20 protein-coding genes are annotated in these 24,434 nt (G+C 62.4%); 11 read left to right on the top strand and 9 right to left on the bottom strand.

Annotation, left to right across the window (positions count from 1 at the left end; all coding sequences use genetic code 11):
- From AWT76_RS15575 to AWT76_RS15570, 3 genes are read right to left on the bottom strand one after another with little or no spacing between them, the layout of a single operon-like run.
- Positions 1 to 741, bottom strand: coding sequence for a 4Fe-4S dicluster domain-containing protein (locus AWT76_RS15575; RefSeq protein WP_072247148.1), 741 nt, complete (start codon positions 739 to 741; stop codon positions 1 to 3).
- Positions 738 to 875 (bottom strand): hypothetical protein, encoded by a 138-nt coding sequence (locus AWT76_RS17040; protein ID WP_176699415.1) that lies wholly within the window; start codon positions 873 to 875, stop codon positions 738 to 740. The genes AWT76_RS15575 and AWT76_RS17040 overlap by 4 nt, the downstream gene beginning before the upstream one ends.
- 60 nt (positions 876 to 935) lie before the next feature.
- Complete coding sequence (locus AWT76_RS15570; protein ID WP_072247146.1) at positions 936 to 3,755, bottom strand: molybdopterin-dependent oxidoreductase; 2,820 nt, start codon at positions 3,753 to 3,755, stop codon at positions 936 to 938.
- A gap of 160 nt (positions 3,756 to 3,915) precedes the next feature.
- On the opposite strand from AWT76_RS15570, the gene AWT76_RS15565 reads away from it, so the two are divergent.
- The 4 genes from AWT76_RS15565 (at position 3,916) to AWT76_RS15550 (ending at position 6,530) form a co-directional block, all read left to right on the top strand.
- Positions 3,916 to 4,704 carry an exodeoxyribonuclease III gene (locus tag AWT76_RS15565; protein ID WP_072247144.1) on the top strand — a complete coding sequence of 263 codons (789 nt, stop codon included), beginning with the start codon at positions 3,916 to 3,918 and terminating at the stop codon, positions 4,702 to 4,704.
- A gap of 72 nt (positions 4,705 to 4,776) precedes the next feature.
- Complete coding sequence (trxA, locus tag AWT76_RS15560; RefSeq protein ID WP_072247143.1) at positions 4,777 to 5,682, top strand: thioredoxin; 906 nt, start codon at positions 4,777 to 4,779, stop codon at positions 5,680 to 5,682.
- A gap of 27 nt (positions 5,683 to 5,709) precedes the next feature.
- Entirely contained in the window at positions 5,710 to 6,348 is a 639-nt protein-coding gene (locus tag AWT76_RS15555) for an LON peptidase substrate-binding domain-containing protein (protein ID WP_072247142.1), read from the top strand.
- Positions 6,345 to 6,530 carry a Trm112 family protein gene (locus AWT76_RS15550; protein WP_072247141.1) on the top strand — a complete coding sequence of 62 codons (186 nt, stop codon included), beginning with the start codon at positions 6,345 to 6,347 and terminating at the stop codon, positions 6,528 to 6,530. The genes AWT76_RS15555 and AWT76_RS15550 overlap by 4 nt, the downstream gene beginning before the upstream one ends.
- A gap of 68 nt (positions 6,531 to 6,598) precedes the next feature.
- On the opposite strand, the gene AWT76_RS17035 is transcribed toward AWT76_RS15550, so the two are convergent.
- The 4 genes from AWT76_RS17035 to AWT76_RS15535 all read right to left on the bottom strand — a co-directional run bounded on the left by AWT76_RS17035 (position 6,599) and on the right by AWT76_RS15535 (position 9,577).
- Positions 6,599 to 6,736, bottom strand: a complete 138-nt coding sequence (locus AWT76_RS17035) for a hypothetical protein (RefSeq protein WP_176699414.1) — start codon at positions 6,734 to 6,736, stop codon at positions 6,599 to 6,601.
- A 174-nt stretch (positions 6,737 to 6,910) separates the two neighbouring features.
- Positions 6,911 to 7,309, bottom strand: a complete 399-nt coding sequence (locus AWT76_RS15545; protein WP_072247140.1) for a (deoxy)nucleoside triphosphate pyrophosphohydrolase — start codon at positions 7,307 to 7,309, stop codon at positions 6,911 to 6,913.
- Positions 7,306 to 8,634: a bifunctional glutamate N-acetyltransferase/amino-acid acetyltransferase ArgJ gene (gene argJ / locus AWT76_RS15540; RefSeq protein WP_082700282.1), complete on the bottom strand. Its 1,329-nt coding sequence runs from the start codon at positions 8,632 to 8,634 to the stop codon at positions 7,306 to 7,308. The genes AWT76_RS15545 and argJ overlap by 4 nt, the downstream gene beginning before the upstream one ends.
- Before the next feature lie 85 nt (positions 8,635 to 8,719).
- On the bottom strand, positions 8,720 to 9,577 hold the full coding sequence (locus tag AWT76_RS15535) for a peptidylprolyl isomerase (RefSeq protein WP_072247139.1): 858 nt from the start codon (positions 9,575 to 9,577) through the stop codon (positions 8,720 to 8,722).
- A gap of 212 nt (positions 9,578 to 9,789) precedes the next feature.
- On the opposite strand from AWT76_RS15535, the gene secA reads away from it, so the two are divergent.
- Positions 9,790 to 12,480 (top strand): preprotein translocase subunit SecA, encoded by a 2,691-nt coding sequence (gene secA, locus AWT76_RS15530; protein WP_072247138.1) that lies wholly within the window; start codon positions 9,790 to 9,792, stop codon positions 12,478 to 12,480.
- Positions 12,481 to 12,594: 114 nt separating this feature from the next.
- Positions 12,595 to 13,647 carry a hypothetical protein gene (locus AWT76_RS15525; RefSeq protein ID WP_072247137.1) on the top strand — a complete coding sequence of 351 codons (1,053 nt, stop codon included), beginning with the start codon at positions 12,595 to 12,597 and terminating at the stop codon, positions 13,645 to 13,647.
- On the opposite strand, the gene radC is transcribed toward AWT76_RS15525, so the two are convergent.
- Entirely contained in the window at positions 13,619 to 14,395 is a 777-nt protein-coding gene (gene radC, locus AWT76_RS15520) for a RadC family protein (protein WP_072247136.1), read from the bottom strand. The two genes, AWT76_RS15525 and radC, sit on opposite strands and share 29 nt — an antisense overlap.
- 179 nt (positions 14,396 to 14,574) lie before the next feature.
- On the opposite strand from radC, the gene AWT76_RS15515 reads away from it, so the two are divergent.
- Complete coding sequence (locus AWT76_RS15515; protein ID WP_072247135.1) at positions 14,575 to 14,865, top strand: hypothetical protein; 291 nt, start codon at positions 14,575 to 14,577, stop codon at positions 14,863 to 14,865.
- A gap of 162 nt (positions 14,866 to 15,027) precedes the next feature.
- Complete coding sequence (locus AWT76_RS15510) at positions 15,028 to 17,289, top strand: molybdopterin-dependent oxidoreductase (RefSeq protein WP_072247134.1); 2,262 nt, start codon at positions 15,028 to 15,030, stop codon at positions 17,287 to 17,289.
- 32 nt (positions 17,290 to 17,321) lie between these two features.
- On the opposite strand, the gene AWT76_RS15505 is transcribed toward AWT76_RS15510, so the two are convergent.
- A complete protein-coding gene (locus AWT76_RS15505; protein WP_072247133.1) occupies positions 17,322 to 18,545 on the bottom strand; it encodes an FAD-dependent monooxygenase in 1,224 nt (407 codons plus the stop codon).
- A 117-nt stretch (positions 18,546 to 18,662) separates the two neighbouring features.
- On the opposite strand from AWT76_RS15505, the gene AWT76_RS15500 reads away from it, so the two are divergent.
- The 3 genes from AWT76_RS15500 (at position 18,663) to AWT76_RS15490 (ending at position 24,395) form a co-directional block, all read left to right on the top strand.
- Positions 18,663 to 19,994: an amidase gene (locus AWT76_RS15500; protein WP_072247774.1), complete on the top strand. Its 1,332-nt coding sequence runs from the start codon at positions 18,663 to 18,665 to the stop codon at positions 19,992 to 19,994.
- A gap of 181 nt (positions 19,995 to 20,175) precedes the next feature.
- A complete protein-coding gene (locus AWT76_RS15495; protein ID WP_072247773.1) occupies positions 20,176 to 21,354 on the top strand; it encodes an aminotransferase class I/II-fold pyridoxal phosphate-dependent enzyme in 1,179 nt (392 codons plus the stop codon).
- Positions 21,355 to 21,365: 11 nt separating this feature from the next.
- Entirely contained in the window at positions 21,366 to 24,395 is a 3,030-nt protein-coding gene (locus tag AWT76_RS15490; protein ID WP_072247132.1) for a DNA translocase FtsK, read from the top strand.
- The last annotated feature ends 39 nt before the right edge of the window (positions 24,396 to 24,434 follow it).

Genomic DNA, 24,434 nt, shown 5'->3' with positions numbered 1-24,434 from the left:
TCAAAGCTTCTCCAGCGCGCGGTCCAGCCAGCCAAGGAAGCCCGTCGCTTCGGGAGCAGGGTCGCACAGGCTGGCAAGGTCGGGGATATCCAGCGCGTCGCGCTCGCGCGGGGGCAGGTATTTGTTGACGGGCGCGGTGCCTTGTTCGGGCATGAGGTCGAACCCCTCGCGCGCGGCCACGAGTTTCGACACATCGCTTTCGGGGTCCGACAGGTCGCCAAAATGCCGCGCGCCTGCCGGACAAGTGCGCACGCAAGCCGGTTCGCGGTCTTCCTCTGGCAGGTTGTCGTTATAGATGCGGTCCACGCAGAGGGTGCATTTCTTCATTACCTTTTCTGCCCCGTCCATTTCGCGCGCGCCGTAGGGGCAGGCCCATGCACACAGGCCGCAGCCGATGCAGGCGCTTTCATTTACCAGCACGATGCCATCTTCGGATCGCTTGTAGCTGGCCCCGGTCGGGCAGACCGTGACACAAGGGGCGTTGTCGCAATGCAGGCAGGATTTCGGGAAATGCACGACCATGGGCGGGGCTGCGTCGCGCGTCACCTCGAAGCTGTGGACGCGGTTCAGGAAGGTGCCGTCGGGTTCCGCGCCGTAGGCGTCCATGTCCGACAGCGGCGCGCCATAGTTTTGCGTGTTCCAGCCCTTGCAGGAAATCACGCAGGCATGGCAGCCGACGCAGGTATCAAGGTCGATGACAAGGCCCAGTTTGCGGTCTGTTTTGGTGGGCAGGCTGGTCATGCGGCGCGCTCCACTTGGGCGGGGACCATTGACATGGGCGCGCGCTCGTCCGGGTTCCACGTGGCCACGAACCAGATGAATGACCCAAGCATCAGCGCGATGAAGGCGAAGATAAGCAAGAGCGTTCGGGTCATGCTGCGCCCTTGGTCAGTGTTGTGTCGTGAGTATTTGGGGCAAGATGAAGCTGCATCGGCCTAGTCCTTTACCACATGCGCCAGATTGCGCGGGGCGGGCGCCACGGGGCTGTCTTGGTGGCCCGTGTCTGGGTAGGCAACGCTCTGGCCTGCGGGCGCTTTTTCGATCCGCACGCGCAGGTCATACCATGCCGCTTGCCCCGTGACCGGGTCGGAATTGGCCCAGCGCAGCCCGTCGCCCTTGGGCGGCAGCAATTCGTGGATCAGGTGGTTTAAGAGCTGCGATTTGGTGGCCTCTGGCGCGTCGTCATCCAGCGCCCAAGCGCCGCGCCGTTTGGCGATGGCGTTCCATGTCCAGACGGTGCGGCCGTTCAGCGCATCCATCCGCACCACGGGCAGGGTAATGCGGCCATGGGGCGAGGTGAGGATCGCCCAGTCGCCCTGCTGGAAGCCGTGCTGCGCCCAGATTTCGCCTGAGACGTAAAGCGGCGTGTGACCATGTATCTGGCGCAGCCACGCATTCTGACTGCCCCATGAGTGGTAATGCGCCATGGGGCGTTGCGTCAGGGCATGAAGGGGGTATTCCGTAGGGTCGGTGGCTGCATCGGTAAAGGTGGGATACCAGATTGGCAGCGGATCCATCGTCTGGCGCAGGCGCGCACGCAGGTGGTCAGGGGGCTGGCGGTGGCCATGCCCTTCGGCGGCAAGCTGGAACTTGCGCATGGGTTCGGAGTAAAGATTGAACAGATAGGGCTGCGGGCTGTCATAGATGCCGCGCGCCACGGCCCAATCCTGATAGGCTGCGTTCCACGGCTTGAAGAACTGCGCCTCTGCCGGGATATGGTCGATCCAGAAGCCGCCATTTTCGATGTAGCGCTGTATCTGGTCAGGGTTGGGGGCGCCGCGGCCCTTGCCGTCGCCATTGCCACGAAAGCCCGCCAACGGCCCGACACCGGGGCGGCGTTCGTGGTGGGTGATGTAATCGGCGTAATCCTTGAACTTGGGCGCGCCGCTATCCGTGACCATGCCGGGCAGGCCCAGCCGTGCGCCAAGCTCCAGCAGCGTGCTCTGGAAGGGGCGCACATCGCGGTCGGGTTCGGTGACAGGCCAGCGGATGGAATCGGCCAGCGCCTCTGCCTCGCAAATCGGGCGGTCGAGGAGCGAGATACAATCGTGCCGTTCCAGATAGGTCGTGTCTGGCAGGATCAGGTCCGCATAGGCCACCATTTCGGAAGCGTAGGCATCGGAATAGATGATGCGCGGAATTTTATAGCTGCCGTCGGCGTTCTGGTCAGTCAGCATATCCATGACGGCGCTGGTATTCATGGACGAATTCCATGCCATATTCGCCATATACAGAAACAGGGTGTCGATCGGGTAGGGATCGCCCGCATGGGCATTGCTGATGACCATATGCATCAGACCATGGGCGGACAGCGGCGCGTCCCATGAAAATGCCTTGTCTATGCGTTTGGGCTGGTCTGCGTCATCCAGCAGCAGATGTTCCGGCCCCAGCGGATAGCCTAAGTGCGGCCCATCCAGCGGCTGGCCCGGCGTGTAGCCTGCATGGGGGCGGGGGTGCGCCTCTGGCGGTTTGGGGTAGGGCGGTTTGAAGCGGAAGCCGCCGGGGCTTTCGACAGACCCTATCAAGATTTGCAGCATATGCAGCGCGCGGGCGGTCTGGAACCCGTTGGAATGGGCCGAAATCCCGCGCATGGCGTGCATGGCCACGGGGCGGCCCACCATTTTGTCGTGCTTGATCCCGCGAAAATCGGTCCAGGGCTGGTCGATGGTGATCTCTTCCTCGAACGCGACACGCGCGATTTCAGCGGCTATGGCGCGAATGCGGGCGGCGGGGATGCCGCAGCGGTCGGCCACCGCATCGGGCGCGTAATCGGGCGACAGGTAGCGATCAGCCAGATGGCGGAATACGGGCAGGTGCGTGACACCGCCAATCTCTACCCCCGCGCCAAGGTCCGGGGAAATGCCGGGGGTGTCCCACGCCACGGCCTGCCCGGTGCGGCGGTCGCGCACCATGGGTTTGCCGTTTGCGTCGCGCAGGAAAAGCCCCTTTTCCGGCCCGTCATGGGCGTTTACCAAATAGGGCGCGTTGGTGTAGCGGATCAGGTAGCCAAGGTCGATCTTGCCCGCGCGCAGCAGTTCATGCACCAACGACAGGATGAACAGGCCATCGGTGCCGGGGGTGATGGCGACCCAGTCATCGGCAATCGCGTTATAGCCCGACCGGATCGGGTTCACGCCAATGACCCGCGCGCCGCGTGCCTTTAGCTTGCCCAAGCCCATTTTTATGGGGTTGCTGTCATGGTCTTCGGCCACGCCGAACAGGATGAACAGCTTGGTGCGGTCCCAGTCTGGCTGGCCGAATTCCCAGAACGCGCCGCCCATGGTGTAGATGCCCGCCGCCGCCATGTTCACGCTGCAAAACCCGCCATGCGCGGCCCAGTTGGGCGTGCCAAAGGCTTGCGCCCACCAGCCGGTAAAGCTTTGCGACTGATCGCGCCCGGTGAAAAATGCCAGCTTTTCCGGGGCGGTGTCGCGCAGGGGTTTCAGCCAATCGACCGCCGTTTGCAGGGCTTCTTCCCAGCTAATCTCTCGGAACTTGCCGGACCCGCGCGGGCCAACACGCTTCAAGGGCGCGCGTAGCCGGGCGGGCGAATTGTGCTGCATGATCCCGGCGCTGCCCTTGGCGCATAGAACGCCCTTGTTCACCGGGTGATCGCGGTTGCCTTCGATATAGGCCACCTTGCCGCCCTTCATATGCACGTTTATCCCGCAGCGGCAGGCGCACATGTAGCATGTGGTTTTGCGGACCTCGTCCGAGACCTGCGGCGACAGGTCCGGGGTTGGCTGGCTTGGCATACCCTGTTCCTCCCTCATCGCGTTCCACGCGGGTGCCGAAGCGTGGAACGGTGTGCCGCTAACAGAGCAGAAACGGAACGGTGTTGTCCAGATGTATCAATTCGCGCCCTTGTCGGCATGCGGGCAGGCGTGCATGTAAGGGTGCAAAAGGAGAGACCGGATGCCCTTTACGCTTGCTACATGGAATATCAACTCTGTCCGCCTGCGTGCCGGGCTGGTGCAAAAGCTGCTGCGCGACGAAGCGCCCGATGTGCTGTGCCTGCAAGAATGCAAATCCCCGGTCGAGAAAATTCCGTTCGAGCTGTTTGCGGCGATGGGCTACACCCATTGGGCCGCACGCGGGCAAAAAGGGTATAACGGTGTCGCCATCCTGTCGCGCATTCCGTTGCAAGATGCAGGGCATATCGACTGGTGCGGCAAGGGCGATGCGCGCCATGTGGCCGCCACGCTGGAAAACGGTGTGACCATTCATAACTGCTATATCCCGGCGGGGGGCGATGTGCCCGACCGAGAGGTGAACGAGAAATTCGGCCACAAACTGGATACGCTGACAGAGATGCGCGATCATTTCAGGGCAAACCGCCCAGAGAAGTCCATCCTTGTGGGGGATCTGAACATCGCCCCGCGCGAGGATGACGTCTGGTCACACAAACAGCTTCTGAAAATCGTGTCGCACACGCCGATAGAGGTGGAACACCTGACCAATGCGCAAGAGGCGGGTGGCTGGGTGGATGTGACCCGCGCCGATATTCCAGAGGGCTTGCTGTATTCGTGGTGGTCCTACCGCGCCCGCGATTGGGACGCCGCCGACAAGGGCCGCCGGTTGGACCATATCTGGGCCAGCGGCGATATTGCGGCGGCGGGGCATGGCTCTCGCGTGTTGCGCGAAGCCCGCGGGTGGGAGCAACCCTCCGACCACGCGCCGGTTTTTGCCAGTTTCGACCTGTAAGCGCCCTTTCGTTTCGGGCCGGTCGCGCCCATATATATCGCAACGCGAATTTTTCGGACCAAGAGGACCAAGATGCTGGAATTTGGGCAAAGCGCCGGTGGCGCGGGTGACGACATCATCAAGGATACAACCGACCAAAACTTCATGGCCGATGTGATAGAGGCCAGCCGCGAGGTGCCGGTTATTGTCGATTTCTGGGCGCCGTGGTGCGGGCCGTGCAAGCAGCTTGGCCCGGCGCTGGAAGCAGAGGTCAAGGCTGCGCGCGGCAAGGTGCGCATGGTCAAGGTCAACGTGGATGAGAATCAGGCCGTGGCCGGGCAGTTGCGGGTGCAATCCATTCCGACCGTGTATGCCTTCTTTCAGGGCCAGCCGGTGGACGGGTTCCAAGGCGCGCAGCCGCCTTCGCAATTGAAGGAATTCGTGAATAAACTGGCTGCGTTGGCGGGCGATGGCGGGCTGGGCGCGGCGCTGGACGAAGCCGATCAGATGCTGGACCAAGGGGCGGCGACAGATGCGGCCCAAGTCTTTGCCGCCGTGCTGTCGGAAGAGCCGGAAAACGCGCGCGCCTTTGGCGGTCTGGCGCGGGCCCATATTGCGGCGGGCAATCTGGAGCAGGCCGAGGCGCTGCTGGCCAACGCGCCCGCGGCCATCGCCAGCGCGCCGGATGTGGACGCCGCACGCGCCAAGCTGGCCTTGGCGCAGCAGGCCGCCAGTGCGGGCCCGGTCGATGATTTGCGCGCGATGGTCGACGCCAACCCCGACAACCATCAGGCGCGGTTCGATCTGGCGCAGGCGCAATATGCCGCCGGGCAGGTGGCAGAGGCCATCGACACGCTTCTGGAATTGTTCCGCCGTGACCGTGAATGGAATGACGGCGCGGCAAAGGCGCAACTTTTCACCATTTTCGATGCGCTTAAGCCGAATGATCCTTTGGCCGCGAAAGGGCGTCGCAAGCTATCGTCTATGATATTTGCCTGAAGGCCGGTTCGGGTTAGATTGACACGCATGACGCGGATCAAAGATTTCCCGGACCTTATATCGGTCTTTCCCTTGCCGGGGGCGCTGCTGTTGCCGCGCGCCCGGTTGCCCCTGCACATATTCGAGCCGCGTTATATCGCGATGCTGGAAGACTGCATGAAAACACCGCACCGTCTGATCGGGATGGTGCAGCCGCGCAACGTGCCGGACGGGTCGGACCGGTGGCACAGCATTGGGTGTGCGGGGCGCCTGACGGCTTTTTCCGAAACCGAGGACGGGCGCTACATGATTACCCTGACCGGAATTTCCCGGTTTCGGGTGCGTCAGGAAGTGGCGGGGTTCACGCCCTATCGCCGCGCAGAGGTAGAGTGGTCCGATTTTGCTCGCGATTGCGGCGCGGCTGAAACGGATCTTGGCTTTGACCGGGAAGAGTTCTTTCCCCTGCTGGAACGGTTTTTCACGCATCATGCGTTGTCAACGGACTGGAGCAGCCTGAAAGAAGCGGATGACGAAATGCTCATCAATTCGCTCTCTATGTTGTGTCCGTTTGAACCCGACGAAAAGCAGGCACTGCTGGAAGCGCCGTCGCTGGCCACGCGGCGGGAAACACTGGTGACGTTAATGCAATTTGCCCTGCATGGCGGCGAAGGCGAGGCGATGCAATGACGCCAGATGAGCGCGGGTTTGACCGTCACATGCTGGAAGCCTTGGTCTGCCCGATCACCAAGGCCCAGCTGCGGTATGACGCGGCGGCGCAAGAGCTGATTTCGCGCCCCGCCCATCTGGCCTTTCCGATTCGCAACGGAATTCCCGTTATGCTTGTGGACGAGGCGCGAGAGATCGAGTGACCTTGAGGATCTGAAAAAGCCCTGGCCAAGGTGGCCAGGGCTTTTGAGTAGAAACCACGCGCCGGTGTTCAGGCGACGCGCTTGGAGATCGGGCGACCGGTCAGCACCTTCTGACCTGCCCGAATAACGATCATGCCGTTTGCCAAGCGCTTCACCAGAATGCCTTGGGCTTGGACGTGACGGCTGATACCGATGGTTGCAAGCATTCCTAATCCCTTTTTGTTACTAAAAAACTACCATGAGGTGAGATATTGCCAACGGGCATTAACCAAGTTTTGCCCCATTTGTGCCACTTTTGGGCGGCGCAAAATCTTGAGATGGTTTTATCGTGAAACGGTTTTCTTAAAGCCGCGCCACTGTTTCCGCACCGGGTGCAAAGCTCACAGCCAGTCGCGCAGGATGGGAATCAATGGCAGGTCGGCTGCGGGCATTGGGTAGTCGCGCAAGCGTTCGGGGCGCACCCATTTCAGGGATTGCCCTTCGCGCGATTGCGGCTGCCCCCCCCATTTGCGACAGGCAAATAGCGGCATCAGCAAGTGGAAGTCGTCATAGCTGTGACTGGCGAATGTCAGCGGAGCAAGACAGGAACCCCATGTCTCAATCCCAAGTTCCTCGTGCAATTCGCGGATAAGCGCAGCCTCTGGGGTTTCTCCGGGCTCGACCTTGCCGCCGGGAAATTCCCACAGCCCTGCCATGGGTTTGCCCGGCGGGCGCTGGGCCAGCAGCACACGCCCGTCCGCGTCGATCAGCGCCACGGCAGATACCAGAACCATTCTCACGAGCGGTAATCCGCGTTGATTTCTATATACCGGTCGGTCAGATCGCAGGTCCAGACCTTGGCCGCCCCCACGCCTAGCCGCAGGTCCACGCCGATCACCAGCTCTTGGCCCTCCATGTAGCTGGCGCCGATTTCTTCTGTATAGCTGGGCGCAACCTGCCCCTGATAGGCAACCAGATGCGGCCCGAAGCGGATGGACAGGCGGTCGCGGTCGGCCTCTGCCCCCGATTTGCCGATGGCCATGACCACGCGGCCCCAGTTGGGATCTTCGCCCGCGATGGCGGTTTTCACCAGCGGCGAATTGGCAATGGCCAAGGCCACGCGGCGGGCATCGGCATCTGACCGCGCGCCGGATACGGCGACCTCGACAAATTTGGTCGCGCCCTCGCCGTCGCGCACAACCTGATGCGCAAGGTCCAGCATGACGCCGTTCAACGCGGCGGCAAAGGTTTTGGCGTTGTCGCTTGTCATGTCATCAATCAGCGGCGCGTTGCTGGCCCCGGTTGCGGCCACCAGCAGCATGTCGGATGTGGATGTGTCGCTGTCCACCGTGATGCAGTTGAAGCTGGCATCCGTGCCGCGCGCCACGATGGATTGCAGCACGCTTTGGGTGATCTTGGCATCGGTGAAAATATAGACAAGCATCGTCGCCATATCGGGCGCGATCATGCCGGAACCTTTGGCAATGCCCGCAATCTGCACGGTTTCACCGTCGATGGTCACGCTGGCGCTTGCACCCTTGGGGTAGGTGTCGGTGGTCATGATGGCGCGGGCGGCATCGGGCAGCGCGTCTTCGTGCAGCGCATCTGCCAGCGTGTCCAGCGCAGCGGTAATGCGCTCATGCGGCAGCGCTTCGCCGATCACCCCGGTGGACGAGGTAAAGACCCGCGCAGCCGGCAGGCCCAGACGCTCTGCCACGGCCCCGGCAATCGCCTGCACCGACCGATCGCCCGCCGCGCCGGTAAAGGCGTTTGCATTGCCGGAATTGACCAGAATGGCCGCGCCTTCCGGGCTGTGCGCGCCGATCTTGGCCTGCGCATCCAGCACAGAGGCGGCGCGGGTGGCTGACCGGGTAAACGTGCCCGCCATAACCGTGCCGGGGGCCAGATGCGCCAGCATCACGTCGGTCCGGCCGCCATAGCGCACACCGGCCATCGCGGTGGCAAAACGCGCACCGGCTATGACCGGCAGCTTGGGGAAGGCGTCTGGCGCCAGCGGCGACACGGTTGGCGCGGCTTTGGCCGCACCGGCCAGCGCGGCTTCGGTCGCGGCCAGCCGTGCTTTCAGCGCGTTGACCTTGGCTTTCAGCTTTTTCTTCTTGCCCATCGGCATCCCCATGAAAAAGCCGGCCCGCGAAGGGGCCGGCGGTCTGTGCCAAGCGTTACACGCTCTGCGAAACCTCGTCCAGAATCTACTGTTGGTCCGGCGCGTCCGGCGTTTCCAGTGTTTCGGGCGCGATCTCGTCCATGTTGCGGGTGATCTCTGCGGTTTCGGTCACGCGGGCAATTTCCGCTTCCACCGCTTCGCGCTGAATGTTCTGCACCAGCGCGTCGCGCACCTCGTCCAATTCGGGCGCGGTGGACATGCGGGTGTCGTTCAAAACGACCAGATGCCAGCCGAATTGGGTCTGCAAGGGGCCCTTGACCTCGCCCACTTCCATCGTGGTGACCGCCTCTTCGAATTCCGGCACCATCGCGCCCAGACCGAACCAGCCCAAAGAGCCGCCATTGGTCGCGGCACCGTCGGTCGAGTTCTCGCGCGCCAGCTCGGCAAAATCTGCGCCTTCGTCCAGTTGCGTGCGCAGGGCCTGCGCTTCTTCCTCGGTTTCGACAATGATATGCGAGGCGTTGAATTCGGGCGTGGGTTCGCGCCCGTCAAATTCGGTGACAAAGGCGTCATAGGCTTCGGCAATCGCCTCTTCGCTGACGGCGGCCTCGGCGGCGCGGGTCAGGGCGGTATTGGCCATGAAGTCACGCCGCCCGTTTTCCAGCGCAACTTCTTCTGCCGTGGTCAGGGTTCCGTCAACCGATTGCATCAGCGCGGTCTGGTCGATCAACTGGTCCACCAGCGGCTCGAACAGCGACTCCATCGGCATGTCCTGAAACTGCTCGGGCAAGCTGGTGCGGGCCTGAAGCACATGGCCCAGTGTTATCTCTACCCCGTTCACGGTGGCGACAACCGTTTCCGGGTCGCTGTCTTGGGCTGTGACCGGACCGGCAAGTCCTAGAACAAGGGCGGCTGCGGGCAATGTTCGCAAAAAACTGACCATATCGGGCTCTCCATTCTGCGCAGGCAAGGTGCGCTTTGTTGACTATCTCATGGCCGCCCATTACATCGCTGCCAAGGTTCTGCGATGCTCGGGGCCGTGCGGTTCACCTGCCCTTCTATGGAAGCCTGCGCGTGCCGACAACCCCGGCGCGTGGTCAACGGCAATGACGATTTGGTCAGAGGCGCGTGCAAGCGCCGAAAGGTGGAGTGAGCATGCTGGGTCTTGGGGCAGTATCGAAAAAGATCTTTGGCACGGCGAATGACCGCAAGGTCAAGGCGGTGCGCCCGCTTGTCGACAAGATCAACGCATTGGAGCCGGAGTTCGAGGCGCTGTCCGATGACGGCCTGATCGCCAAGACACAAGAGTTGAAAACCCGTGTGGCAGAGGGCGCCAGCCTTGACGATGTGCTGCCCGAAGCCTTCGCAAACTGCCGCGAAGGGGCGCGCCGTGCACTGGGCCTGCGTGCCTTTGATGTGCAGTTGATCGGCGGCATCTTCCTGCACCAAGGCAATATTGCCGAGATGAAAACAGGTGAGGGCAAGACACTGGTCGCCACCTTCCCCGCCTATCTGAACGCATTGGCGGGCCAAGGCGTGCATGTCGTGACGGTGAACGACTACCTTGCCAAGCGCGACAGCGCCTGGATGGGCAAGGTGTTCGAGAAGCTTGGCATGCGCACGGGCGTTGTCTATTCGCAGCAGCCCGATTCAGAGAAGCCAGACGCGTATTCCGCCGATGTGACCTATGCCACGAATAACGAACTGGGCTTTGATTACCTGCGCGACAACATGCGGATGCGGCTGGAGGACATGAACCAGCGCCCGCATTTCTTTGCCATTGTGGATGAGGTCGATTCGATCTTGATCGACGAAGCGCGCACCCCGCTGATTATTTCCGGCCCTGCCGATGACCGCTCGGAACTATACGTCAAGGTCAACGCGCTGATCCCCGGCCTGACCGAGGAACATTTCACGCTGGACGAAAAGCTGCGCAACACCACGCTGACCGAAGAGGGTAACGAGTTCATCGAAGAGCGCCTGCGCGATGCGGGGATGCTGGAAGATGGCATGTCGCTCTACGACCCGGAAGCGACCTCGCTGGTGCACCATGTGAACCAAGGCCTGCGTGCGCATAAACTGTTCCACAAGGACCAGAATTACATCGTCCGCGATGGTCAGGTCGTGCTGATCGACGAATTCACCGGACGCATGATGACGGGCCGCCGCTTGTCCGAAGGGCTGCATCAGGCGATCGAGGCGAAGGAAGGCGTGGCCATCCAGCCGGAAAACGTGACCTATGCCTCTGTTACCTTCCAGAACTATTTCCGCATGTATAAAAAGCTGGCGGGCATGACCGGCACCGCCAGCACCGAAGCGTCGGAGTTCCGCGAAATCTACAACCTTGGCGTGGTTGAAATTCCGACCAACCTGCCGATCGCGCGCAAGGACGAAGACGACCAAGTCTACCGCACCGCCGCCGAAAAGCTGCAAGGCGTGTTGGAGGAAATTCGCACGGCGCATGACAAAGGGCAGCCTATTCTGGTCGGCACCACCTCTATCGAGAAATCGGAAGAGTTGTCGGCCATGCTGAAACAGGCCGGTATTACCCATAACGTGTTGAACGCGCGCCAGCATGAACAGGAAGCGCAGATCGTGGCCGATGCGGGCCGTTTGGGCGCGGTCACGATTGCCACCAACATGGCCGGGCGCGGCACGGACATTCAGTTGGGCGGCAATGTGGATATGCGCGTGATGCAGGCCCTGGCCGCAAACCCCGAGGCCGACCCCGCGGAAACACGCGCCCGGATTGAAGCCGAAGTTGCCGACGAAAAGCAAAAGGTGAAAGACGCGGGCGGGCTGTTCGTGCTGGCCACCGAGCGGCACGAAAGCCGCCGGATTGACAACCAGCTGCGCGGGCGGTCCGGGCGTCAGGGCGATCCGGGGCGGTCCGTTTTCTTCCTGTCGCTGGAAGATGACCTGATGCGCATTTTCGGGTCCGAACGTCTGGACAAGGTGCTGTCCACGCTTGGCATGAAAGAGGGCGAGGCGATCGTCCATCCATGGGTGAACAAGTCGCTGGAAAAAGCCCAGGCCAAGGTCGAAGCGCGCAATTTCGACATGCGCAAGGAGCTGTTGAAATACGACAACGTCATGAACGAACAGCGCAAGGTCATCTTCGACCAGCGGCGTGAGATCATGCAGGCCGATGACCTGTCAGAGATTACCGGCGACATGCGCCACCAGGTGATTGACGACCTGATCGACGAATTCATGCCGCCCAAATCCTATTCGGAACAATGGGACATGGAGGGGCTACAAGCCGCGTTGCGCGACAAGATGGGGCTGAACCTGCCCGCGCCCGAATGGGGCGAAGAAGATGGCGTCGATCAGGACGTGGTGCGCGAGCGTGTGGCCGAAGCCTCTGATGCGCTGATGGCGCAGAAAGAAGAGCAGTTCACGCCCGACACGCTGCGTTCATTGGAAAAGCAGATCCTGCTAGAAACCATCGACCGCAAATGGCGCGAACATTTGCTGACGCTGGACCATCTGCGCTCTGCGGTGCGCTTCCGCGGCTATGCGCAGAAAGACCCGCTGAACGAATACAAGGCCGAAGGTTTTGTCCTGTTCGAATCGATGCTGAATTCGTTGCGCGAGGATGTAACGCAATATCTTGCGCGTATTCGCCCGCTGACCGAAGCCGAACAACAGCAGATGTTGCAGAAAATGGCCTTGCAGCAACAAGGCCAGCGTGTTGCCGAAGAGAATGGCGGAACCGCGCCCAGTCCGCTGGTGGATGGGTTCGACGAAAGCGACCCGGCGACATGGGGCAATCCGGGCCGGAACGACCCGTGCCCTTGCGGTTCGGGCAAGAAATTCAAGCACTGCCACGGACAAATTCTGTAGAAACGGTCGGATTGAACCGGTTTCGGCGCTATAACGCCGAAGCGCCAAGCTTTGGCCCCTTTCCTGCCAGATTCCCACGTCAGCCTGAGTGTAGGTGAAATAGTGGGTGTGACGATGGATCGGCAATTGATTATTCGCGGGGCTGCGGTTTCTGTCGCGGCGATTGCGGCATCGGTTTTTCTGGCAGGGCAGTTTCTTGGCGACAAGCAAACACTTGCAGGCGGGATGATTACCGAAACCCCGGACGAAGTGCGCGGGGCCAGCGTGGTCAATTCCTTCGGGTCTGCCGACAAGGTCGATGAGATAGCGCCAGAGCTTGAATTCTCGGCGTTGGACCGCTCGACCGCCCCAGCCACTGTGCCAAGCGTGCAGGACGGGTTCCAACCGGAACTGACCTTCGCAGATGCAACGCCTGCGACCGAAACACCACTATGTGACGCAAGTTTGACCGCCGCGCCCGCAATCGACGGGTTGATCGAAATTCGCCTGTCCGCCCCGTGCAGCGCCAATGAACGCGTGGTTATCAGCCATGCGGATCTGGCCTTTACGGCGACATTGGACAATGCTGGCGTGTTTGCGGCCTATATCCCCGCGCTGGCAGAGACAGCCGCTGTCGATGCGTTCATGTCCGATGACACTTTGTTGCAAGCGCAAACGCAGGTTCCCGATTTTGACCTTTATGCGCGGATGGTCGTGCAATGGACCGGGCCGGATGCCGTGGCGCTACATGCCTATCATCGTGGCGCAGACTACGGCGAGCCGGGGCATATCCACGCCCTGAACCCGTTTGACCCAGAGTTGGAGGATGCGTTCCTTGTGGCCTTGGGCGACAGCACCGCGCTGGAACCGTTGCTGGCACAGGTTTATTCCGTGCCTTTGGCGCAAGCGTCAACGTCGCGCATGCAGCTAGAACTGGCGGTCACCGACGCGACCTGTGGCAAAGACATGACCGCATTCATTCTGCCCACGCACGGCCCGGATGCCGGGACCTCGCAAGAGGTGTCGGTGGCGATGCCTGATTGCGCGAATGGCGCGGGTTTCGTGCTTATGGACCTTCCTTTTGATACGGCAACGCCGCCACCGGCCGATGTGCTGTTGTCTTTGGATGCGCCGCAGGAAACCGACGCACCGGAACTGGTTATATCAGACCCGTCGCCCGAAAGCTGATTTCACAGGATTTGCCGATGACAAGGTGATCGTGCAACGTAATGGACAGGCATTCCGCGGCACGCTTCACTTGCTCTGTCATCGCGATATCTGCCTGAGAAGGTGTCGGATCACCCGAAGGGTGATTGTGCACAAGGATCAGCGCGGTTGCGTTCAGTTCTAGCGCGCGGCGCATAATCTCGCGCGGGTAAACCGGGACATGGTCCACCGTTCCACTGCCTTGCACCTCATCCGCGATCAGCGTGTTCTTGCGGTCCAGAAACAGCACGCGGAATTCTTCCGTTTCCTTATGCGACATCGCTGTATGGCAGTAATCCAGCAAGGCGGCCCAACTTGAAATTGCCGGGCGGTTTATGATTCGGGCGCGGGCCATGCGCTGCGCGCAGGCATCGGCCAATTTCAACTCGACCAGAACCGCGTCGCCAATGCCCGACACTTTGCGCAATCGCGCTTCGGGCGCGGAAATGACCCCGGCCAGATCGCCGAACAGGTCGATCAATTCGCGCGCAAGTGGTTTGACATCTTGCCGCGGGATGGCACGAAACAGCAGCATCTCAAGCAATTCGTAATCCGGCATGGCCTGTGCGCCCCCGGCCATGAACCGGTCGCGCAAGCGTTTGCGGTGGTCGCGCAGATAAGACGGTTGGCGCGCGGCGACAGGTTTTTCAGGTGCCCCCGCCTGCGCCACAGGGGCCTTGGAAAACAATGGCAGACCGAAGTCCTGAAACCCTGGGGATGCTTGTGTCATGCGCCGCAGTTTGCATCGTCAGCCCTAACAATTGGTTAACCACGCCAGATCAGTTGCCTGCCTGAAACGCTGGTGCTAGCATTTTCCAACTGCTTGATCTTGGTGAAGAAGACCATGCCTCTTGCAGTGCTGCGAGGCAGCGGCGGTAAATGTAAAAATTTGTTTCAGGAGATGTATCAATGACAAGAATCGCGCTTCCGGCCTTGGCTTTGGCCATGGCCCCGTTTTTCTCGGCACCGGCGGCAGCATGGGAAGGTCACGTTCAGGAATGCTACGAAACGGTTTATGTTGCCCCGGAATACAAATACAGCAAACGCTTGATAAAACGTGCTGAAACGGTGCTGGAATATCGCGGCAAGGGCAAGAATCGGCAGGTCGTGCGGGTGCACTACCCCGCGGTTTACGAAGAAATTCGCAACTTGGCGCAGCCCGGCCATTATGTGTTGCGTCCCGCCAAGTGCCGGAACTGACCAACTGAAAGCTGGGGCGCGGTTGCGGGTAACAGCTTGCGCCCCAGATTGGCCTGTCAAGCTGTGCAGACCGCGCCTGCCGCTGATTGAAAGACGGATTGACCCTTTGCTTGAACCGGGCGAAGTGCAAGGCGAAAGATCACGCCACAAGGGTCAAGAACAATGCGCTATACTGCGTCCCATTGGGGGGCTTACCAGTTTGACGGGGACGGGCTGGCCCCCATCGCCGATGATCCGTCACCGGCCCGCATTGGGCGCGGGTGGCTGAGTGCGGCGCGTGACCGCAACAGCCGTATCCTGACGCCTGCAATTCGCGACGGCTGGTTGGCGGGTGATGGCGGCGCTGGGCGCGGGCGCGACGGGTTCGTGGCCGTGTCATGGGACCGTGCCGCCGCACTGGCCGCGCAAGAATTGGCGCGCGTGCGCGAGACGCACGGCAATGGCGCGATCTTTGCGGGGTCGTATGGCTGGGCCAGCGCGGGCCGCTTTCACCACGCGCAAAGCCAGTTGCGCCGTTTCCTGAACCTGTGCGGTGGTTTTGTCAGTGCGCGCGACACTTATTCTCATGCGGCCGCCGAAGTGCTGTTTCCGCATGTTCTGGGGCTTAGCAACCGCGCGGTGCAGGATGGTCAGACAAGTTGGCCGCTGGTGGCAGAGCATTGCAGCTTGCTGGTGGCCTTTGGCGGGATTTCACCGCGGACTGCGCAGATCAATTCCTCGGGCACTGCGGGGCACGAGGTGGCGCATTGGCTGGGGCAGATGCGCGCGCGGGTGGTCAATGTCTCTCCGCAAGAGAGTGATTATCCGGGTGCCGATTGGTGGGCCATTCGGCCGGGGACCGACACCGCGCTGATACTGGCGCTGGCCCATACGCTTTGGGCCGAAGGCTTGCAGGATGACGCGTTCCTGACCCGCTGCACCAGCGGATGGCCCGAATTTCGCGACTATCTTTGCGGGGCTGCCGATGGCGTGGCGAAAACCGCCGATTGGGCCGCGCCCATCTGCGACCTGCCCGCAGCACGTATTCGCGCGCTGGCCCGTGACATGGCGGCGCATCGCACCATGATTGCGCTGAATTGGGGTATGCAGCGCGCCGACCATGGCGAGCAGCCGCTTTGGGCCGGGCTGGCCTTGGCGGCCATGCTGGGCCGGATCGGGCAACCGGGCACAGGCTTTGCTTTTGGCTACGGGTCCACAACGGCCGTGGGCCGGCCCGCGAAGCTGTATGATTGGCCCTCGCTGCCGCAGGGGCGCAACCCGGTGGCAGATTTCATACCCGTGGCGCGCATTGCCGATATGCTGGAACAGCCCGGTGCGCCCTACCGTTACAACCTAACGGACCGGACCTACCCGGATATTCGGCTGGTCTGGTGGGCAGGGGGTAACCCGTTTCACCACCACCAAGACCTGTTCCGGCTGGAGCGCGCATGGCGCCGCCCCGAAACCGTCATCGTGCAGGACCATAGCTGGACCGCCACGGCGCGGCGGGCCGACATCGTGCTGCCCGCCACCACGCCACTGGAACGTGATGACCTGATGTTGTCGCGCCGCGACCCGTCGCTGATCTACATGTCGCAACGGATGGACCGGGTGGGCATGGCGCTGGACGATCATGAGATTCTGCGCCGGATCGGGGCGGAGCTTGGGGTTGCAGAGGCCTTTACCGAAGGGCGCACCGCCGAGGGTTGGCTACGTTGGCTGTGGGATGGCGCGATCGCGCAGGCGGCGCAGCATGGGGTCACGTTGCCGGGCTTTGACCATTTCCGCCAGATGGGGCGCTTCGACATGCCCGATGCCGCAGAGGCGCGCGTGTTTCTGCGCGACTTTGCCGCCGATCCGGACCTGCACCCTTTGCCCAGCGAGAGCGGAAAGATCACCTTGTTCAACCGCGCAATTGCCCGGGCAAATCTGCCCGATTGCCCCGGTCATCCGGCATGGATGCCGCCGTTCGAATCTTTGCTGACTGCGCCGGAAGGTATGCTGCACCTGATTTCGGGCCAGCCTGACACGCGTCTGCATTCGCAAAATGACCGTGGGTGCGAATCGCAATCTGACAAGATCGCCGGGCGCGAAGCGTGCTATTTGCATCCTGATACCGCGCGGGCTGCGGGGCTTGCAGAGGGGGCGGTGGTCAAGCTGTGGAACGCGCGTGGTGCGTGCCTTGCAGGGCTGCGCCTGACCAGCGGCATTCGCCCGGATTGCGTGGCCCTGCCGACCGGGGCGTGGTTTGACCCAGATAAAACCGGGCCAGATGAAACTGGGTTGGAACGTGCGGGCAACCCAAACGCGCTGACCCGCGATGTCGGATGTTCCAGCCTAAGCCAAGGCAACAGCGCACATACAACGCTTGTGCGGGTTTCGGCATGGGATGGGGCGCTTCCGCCCCTGTCCATTGACCAACCGCCGCCGATCCGCGGTGCTTAGGCCATGGCGCGCAAACTGACCTGCGATTTGCCTTAAATCGGCAAACCGCGCATCAGGCGCGGCAGATCCCCCGTCAGGCCAGCCGCCTCGCGGATGCTGGCCCGGCGCAAGGCGGGAACTGCGTTGACCACCCCAAGCCCGATGTCACGAATACCACGCAACAGCGGGTTGTCGTTGGAAAACAGCCGGTTCACGCTGTCCGTGCCCACGGCCATTACCATCGTGTCGAAGCGTCGCCATTGCTGGTAGCGTTCCAAGACAAGCGGGCTGGCGATATCTTCGCCGCGGCGCGCGGCGTCTGCGATCACCTCGGCCAAGGCCGCGATATCGCGCAGCCCGAAATTGAACCCTTGCCCGGCAATCGGGTGCATTCCATGCGCAGCGTCCCCCACCAGCGCAAGGCGCGGCGCAATGAACTGGTTGGCGATGGTCAATTTCAGCGGATAGGCATAGCGCTTGCCTGCCAAGGCGATATCCCCCAGAAAATCGCCGAAGCGTGGGCGCAGAACGTCCAGATAGGCGGCATCCCCCATGGCGGCGATTTCTGCGGCGCGTTTGGTCGTCTCGCTCCAGACAATGGATGAACGATTGCCCGGCAAGGGCAGAATGGCCAACGGACCCGGCGGCATGAAGAACTGATGCGCCGTGCCGTGATGTGGCAAGTCGTGCTCGACCGCGCAGACCAGCCCGGTCTGGCCATAATCCCACCCCGTGCGGCGAATTCCGGCGCGCGCGGCGGTGCCGCTGTCGCGCCCGTCGCAGCCCACCAGCAGGCGTGCGCGCAGACTGCGGCCAGAGGCAAGCTGCACGGTCGCCGCGCGCTCATCCACGGTTTGCGCGACCACGGTTTCGCCGGAAAGCTGGGTAATCCCGGCGGCATCCATCGCGGCCAGCAGGGCCGGGCGCAAATAGCGGTCTTCCAGCATGTGGCCCATCGGGCCTTCTTCGATTTCTGCATGGTCGAAGGCCAGAAAGAACGGCGCGGCACCTTCGCCTGCGCGCCCATCGCTGGCCACGATCTTTAGCATTGGTTGTGCGTGGTCGGCCACATGCGACCACAAGCCGATGCCGTCCAGCACCCGGATAGAGGCCAGCGCCAAAGCATAGGCGCGCCCGTCGAACTCGGGGTCCGCGCGCATGTCGCGCGGCAGTGCATCGACCACGGTTACGCTCTGCCCGGTGCTGGCCAGCGCCAAGGCCAAGGCCGGGCCGTTCAGCCCGCCGCCCACGATCAGGATATCGGTGTTATAACTCATGGTAGCAGATATGCGGCAGACTTGGCCGCAAGTCCATGTGGCATATTGATCGTTCCGGTGTCATCTTGCCACAAATAGCCTGACATAACAGGATGTCATTTCAAGTCCGGGGGGATGATGCAGGATTGGCTGAACAAAAGCGCGGTGTCGCAGGGGCGCGCGATCGAACGGGGGGCGCTGTGCCCGCTTGCCCTGACAGAAGCCTATCTTGCACAAATTGCCACGGATCCGTTGCGCGACCGCATTTATTCCGCCGTGACCGAAAAACGCGCCCTGCTGGAAGCGATGACGGCGCGCGATCGCGCGCGTGACGGGGTGCGCCGCGGGCCTTTGGACGGGGTGGCGCTGTCATGGAAAGACCTGTTTGACAGCGCGGGCACGCCTACAGCGGCAGGGTCGGACCTGCTGGCCGGGCGCATTCCGTTGCGCGATGCGCAGGTGCTGCGGGTGGCGCGGCAGGCGGGCACGATCTGCCTTGGCAAAACCCATATGACCGAATTTGCCTATTCCGGGCTTGGCGTGAACCCTGTCACTGCCACGCCACCTTGCGTGAATGACCATGGCGCCGCACCCGGCGGGTCGTCGTCCGGGGCGGCAGCGTCGGTGGCCTTCGGGCTTGCGGCATTGGGGGTCGGGTCCGACACGGGCGGGTCAGTGCGCATTCCGGCGGCATGGAATGACCTTGTCGGGTTGAAAACCACGCATGGCCGCCTGCCGCTTGAGGGCGTCGTGCCGCTGGCGCGCCGCTTTGATACGGTTGGGCCGCTGGCCCGCAGCGTCGAGGATTGCGCCGCGTTCTTGGCCACCTTGGAAGGCCGCGTGCCGCCCGATCTGCGCGGAGCAACCCTGACCGGGCGGCGCTTTCTGGTACTTGACGGCGTGCCTTTCGACGGCATTCGCACAGAACCCGCGCGGGCGTTCGAGGATGCGGCGGACCGCATGGCGCACGCGGGCGCTACCCTGACCCGTGCCAAGCTGCCAGTGGTGGAGGAGGTGCTGGCCCTATCCGCCATCATCTACACGCCAGAGGCTTGGGCCGAATGGCGCGACCTGATCGAAACCCGACCGGAAGCGGTGTTCCCGCCCATTCTGGCGCGGTTCCGTTCGGGCGCAGAGCATTCCGCCGCCGATTACAGCGCAGCCTGGGCCAGCCTGGACGGGCTGCGCAAACGCTATCTGGCGCAGGTTGCGGGCTATGATGCTGTTTTGCTGCCCACCGCACCCAACATGCCGCCCAATACCGAGCGCCTGCTGGCGGATGAGGCCTATTACACCACCGAAAACCTGCTGACCTTGCGCAACACGCGCATCGCCAACATGCTGGGGCTATGTGCGCTGACATTGCCCACAAATACGCCCTCTGCCGGGATCAGCCTGATGGTCGGACCGATGGAGGAGGACCGCCTGTTGCGTTTGGGTGTCGCAGCGGAATCCGTGGTGCGCGGCTAGAGCTAGGGTTTGCGCGGGCTATGTGCCGCTATATCTGGTAGGTGGCAAAGATCCTGCGAAAATACCACAATTTCGCGGGGTTATGGCGCAGCTTTCATCCAAGATGCTGGACGCAAACGCGTCTGCGCGCTATTCTGCATTCAACATCGGGGCAAAAGATCCCGAAACACAGAGGCAGTCCATGCAAGGTCCAGAGCGGTTTTCGAACCTGCCTGAATACGCGTTTCCGCGCTTGCGCGCGTTGCTCGACCATCACGCCCCCGGCGGCGCGGTCGTGGCGATGACGATTGGCGAACCGCGCCACGAGATGCCGCCGTTTCTGGACGAGGTGTTGCAGGCGCACACGCATCTATTCGCCAAATACCCGGTCAATGAGGGTATCCCCGAATTGCTGGACGCCATCAGCGCATGGCTGGGGCGGCGTTACGGTGTGGCCTTGCCGCAAAATCAGATCATGGCGCTGAACGGCACGCGCGAAGGCTTGTTCAATGCCGCATTGGCGCTTTGCCCGGAACAAAAGAACGGCCAACGTCCGATCATTCTAACGCCGAACCCGTTTTACCAAGTCTATGCTGTCGCCGCTTTGGCCGTGGCGGCAGAACCGGTCTTTGTGCCAGCAACGGCGGAAACCGGTTATCTGCCCGATTATGCGGCGCTTGGCCCTGACCTGCTGGACCGTGTGGCGATTGCCTATGTCTGCTCGCCATCAAACCCGCAAGGTGCTGTGGCCGATGCCGCCTATTGGCGCGACCTGATCGCATTGGCTGAAAAGCATGATTTCCGCATTTTCGCGGACGAATGCTATTCCGAGATTTACCGCAGTTCCCCGCCCCCCGGCGCTTTAGAAATTGCCGCCCGGATGGGTGCCGACCCTGAGCGCGTGCTCAGCTTTCATTCGCTGTCGAAGCGGTCGAACCTGCCGGGGCTGCGTTCCGGTTTCGTGGCCGGCGGCCCGGACAGCATCCGCCGCCTGCGCCAGTTGCGCGCCTATGCGGGCGCACCGCTGCCCGAACCCTTGCAGCATGTCGCCGCTGCCGCTTGGGCGGACGAGGCGCATGTCGACCGGTCGCGCGCGCTTTACCAGCAAAAATACGCGCTGGCGGACCGGGTTTTTGCCCATGTTCCGGGTTACCTGGGGCCGGAAGGCGGGTTTTTCCTGTGGTTGCCCGTGCCCGATGGCGAAGCCGCCGCGTTGCAGCTTTGGCGGGAAACCGGCATTCGCGTGCTGCCGGGGGCTTATCTGGCGCGCGATGTTGATAGCCAGAACCCCGGCAAAGGGTTCGTCCGAGTGGCGATGGTCACGCCGATAGATGAAATACAAGCCGCGCTGATCCGCTTGCGCGACTGTCTGTATCGCTGAGAGGTCTTTCGATGGCATCCTACAACATCAACCAACGTGAACCGCTTTTGGACAGCAACCTGTCTGCCTTGGTGCAGAAACGCGGGCGCGAATTGGTCGGGCTGTGCTTGGTGGGGCTGGCCATGTTGTTCGCGGTGATGCTTGGGTCCTACACCCCCGATGATCCCGGCTGGATGGCCGCGTCCGATGAGCCGGTGCGCAATTCGCTGGGCCGCGTGGGGGCCACTCTGGCCGCGCCTTTGATGGTGATCCTTGGCTGGGCAAGCTGGGGCCTGGTGCTGTTCACGGCGGCGTGGGGTCTGCGGCTTGTGCTGGCGCGCGGGCATGAACAGTTGATGGCGCGCGCTGTGTTCCTGCCCATCGCGCTGGCGGTCGCCGCGGTCTGGTGCGCAACGCTTGTGCCGGGTGAAAGCTGGCAGCCCGTGACCGGCTTGGGCGGCGTGTTCGGTGACACGGTGCTGGGCGCGGTGGTCAATGCCTTGCCAATGAGCGCGGGCGCAGGCGTGCGCTTGATGTCGCTGTTGATGCTGGTTGCCAGTATGGCAATTTTTGGCTTTGTGCTGGGCGTGTCATGGCGGGAAATGCAGCGGTTCCTGACCTTCACCATATCGGGGATCGTGCTGCTATATGCCGGGCTTGTCGTGCTGTTGCGGGGCGGTGTCGGGCAGGGTGTGAAAAGCGCGCAGCGCGCTGGCGGGGCGATGCTGGACCATGCCCGGCAAAAAGTGCAAGCGCGCGCTATGCAGCGCGAAGCCGCAGCCGCAATGCCGCCTCAAGCCCCTGCACAGACCCACGACTGGCAAGAGCCGCCCCTGTCGGTGGCCCCTGTTGCCGCGCGTCGCGCGCCACCTGTTATCCGCGCCACGCCCGCTTTTGCGCAACCGCCGGTCACGGCACACCGCGCGCCAGAGCCGCAGTTGAACACCCCTGCGCCTGCGCAATACGCGGATGACCATGACGAGCTTGGCGAACGTCCCAGCCTGCTGGCGCGTCTGAAATCGCTAAGCGCGCGCCCGGCCCCCATGCCCGAGCCAGAATTGATCGAACCGCCCCTGACACAAAGCGCGGCCGCTGCCCATGCGCCCGAGGGCGAGCATATTCGCTCGCGGATTGCAGATGCGATCCGCCACCGCAAGCCGTCGAAGCCTGTCTTCCAGTTCAACCGCGACCAGCGCCCTAGCGAGCCGCGACTGGAACCGCAGCCGGACCCTGCGCCGCAAGTTGTTGCGGAGCCGCATTTTGCCGCGCAGCTTTCCGCCAGCCTGTCGCCGGATATGCCGCCCGTGCCCATGCCCGATTGGATGCGCGCCGCCGCCCCCGCGCACACGCTCCATGCGCCAGAGCCTGCGGCGCACCATGCGCCCGATATGCCCTTTAGCGCCGAACCCGAACCGTTTGCTGCGGCTGCCCGCTCTGGCGCTCATGTGTTGCAACGCCGCGTTGTGACGCCAGCCGGGCGCAAAGCGCAGCCTTCGCGCCAAGCCAAGGCCGAAGCCGAACCCGCCTTCCGTTTCGACCAAGATGCGCCGGGTTTCGAGCTGCCGCCGCTGGGCTTGCTGCAAAACCCGTCAGAGGTTGAACGCTTCACCCTCAGCGATGACGCGCTGGAGGAAAACGCCCGCATGCTGGAAGCGGTGCTGGATGATTACGGCGTGCGCGGCGAGATTGTCAGCGTTCGTCCCGGCCCCGTGGTCACGCAATACGAACTGGAACCTGCGCCGGGCCTGAAGGCCAGCCGTGTCATCGGTCTGGCCGACGACATCGCGCGGTCCATGTCGGCGCTGTCGGCGCGGGTGTCTACCGTGCCGGGACGGTCGATCATCGGGATTGAACTGCCAAATGCGCACCGCGAAAAGGTGGTGTTGCGCGAAATCTTGGCTGCGCGCGATTTTGGCGATAGCAACATGCGCCTGCCCTTGGCGCTGGGCAAGGGCATTGACGGCGAGCCGATTGTCGCCAATCTTTCCAAGATGCCCCATTTGCTGATCGCGGGGACCACCGGGTCGGGCAAGTCGGTTGCGATCAACACCATGATCTTGTCGCTGCTGTATCGTCTGACGCCGGATGAATGCCGGATGATAATGATCGACCCGAAAATGCTGGAATTGTCTGTCTACGACGGCATTCCGCACCTTCTGTCGCCGGTTGTGACCGATCCGAAAAAGGCGGTCGTTGCCCTGAAATGGGTCGTGGGCGAGATGGAAGAGCGCTACCGCAAGATGTCGAAAATGGGCGTGCGCAATATTGACGGCTATAATGGCCGCGTGCGCGAGGCTTTGGCCGCGGGCGAGATGTTCAAGCGCACCATCCAGACCGGGTTCGACGATGAAACCGGCGATCCGGTGTTCGAGACAGAGGAATTCGCGCCCGAGATCCTGCCCTTCATCGTTGTCGTGGTCGATGAGATGGCCGACCTGATGATGGTTGCGGGCAAGGAAATCGAAGCCTGCATCCAGCGCCTTGCGCAAATGGCGCGGGCGTCGGGCATCCACCTTATCATGGCCACGCAGCGCCCCTCGGTCGATGTGATTACCGGCACGATCAAAGCGAACTTCCCGACGCGGATTTCGTTTCAGGTGACCAGCAAGATCGACAGCCGCACCATTCTGGGCGAACAGGGGGCCGAGCAGCTTCTGGGCATGGGTGACATGCTGTATATGGCAGGTGGCGGACGCGTAAACCGTATTCACGGGCCGTTCGTCAGCGATGAAGAAGTGGAAGAGGTCGTCAACCACCTGAAATCCTTCGGGCCGCCCGATTACAAATCCGGCGTGGTGGAAGGGCCGGAATCCGACAAGGAAGCCGATATCGACGCGGTTCTGGGCCTTGGCGGCAACACGACGGGCGAGGACGCGCTTTACGATCAGGCCGTGCAGGTGGTCATCCAAGACCGCAAATGTTCGACCAGCTACATCCAGCGCAAGCTGGGGATTGGTTACAACAAGGCCGCGCGTCTGGTGGAACAGATGGAAGACGAGGGGCTTGTCACCCCTGCCAACCATGTCGGCAAGCGCGAGATTCTGGTGCCAGAGCAGGGGTAACGCGCCCCGCCATGACCCCCGCGTGGCGCACGGGTTCGG

This window comes from Roseibaca calidilacus (assembly GCF_001517585.1).
GTDB classification, from domain to species: Bacteria; Pseudomonadota; Alphaproteobacteria; order Rhodobacterales; family Rhodobacteraceae; genus Roseinatronobacter; species Roseinatronobacter calidilacus.
The sequence above is the reverse complement of the archived record's forward strand: the minus strand, read 5'-3'. Positions and strand labels throughout refer to the sequence as shown.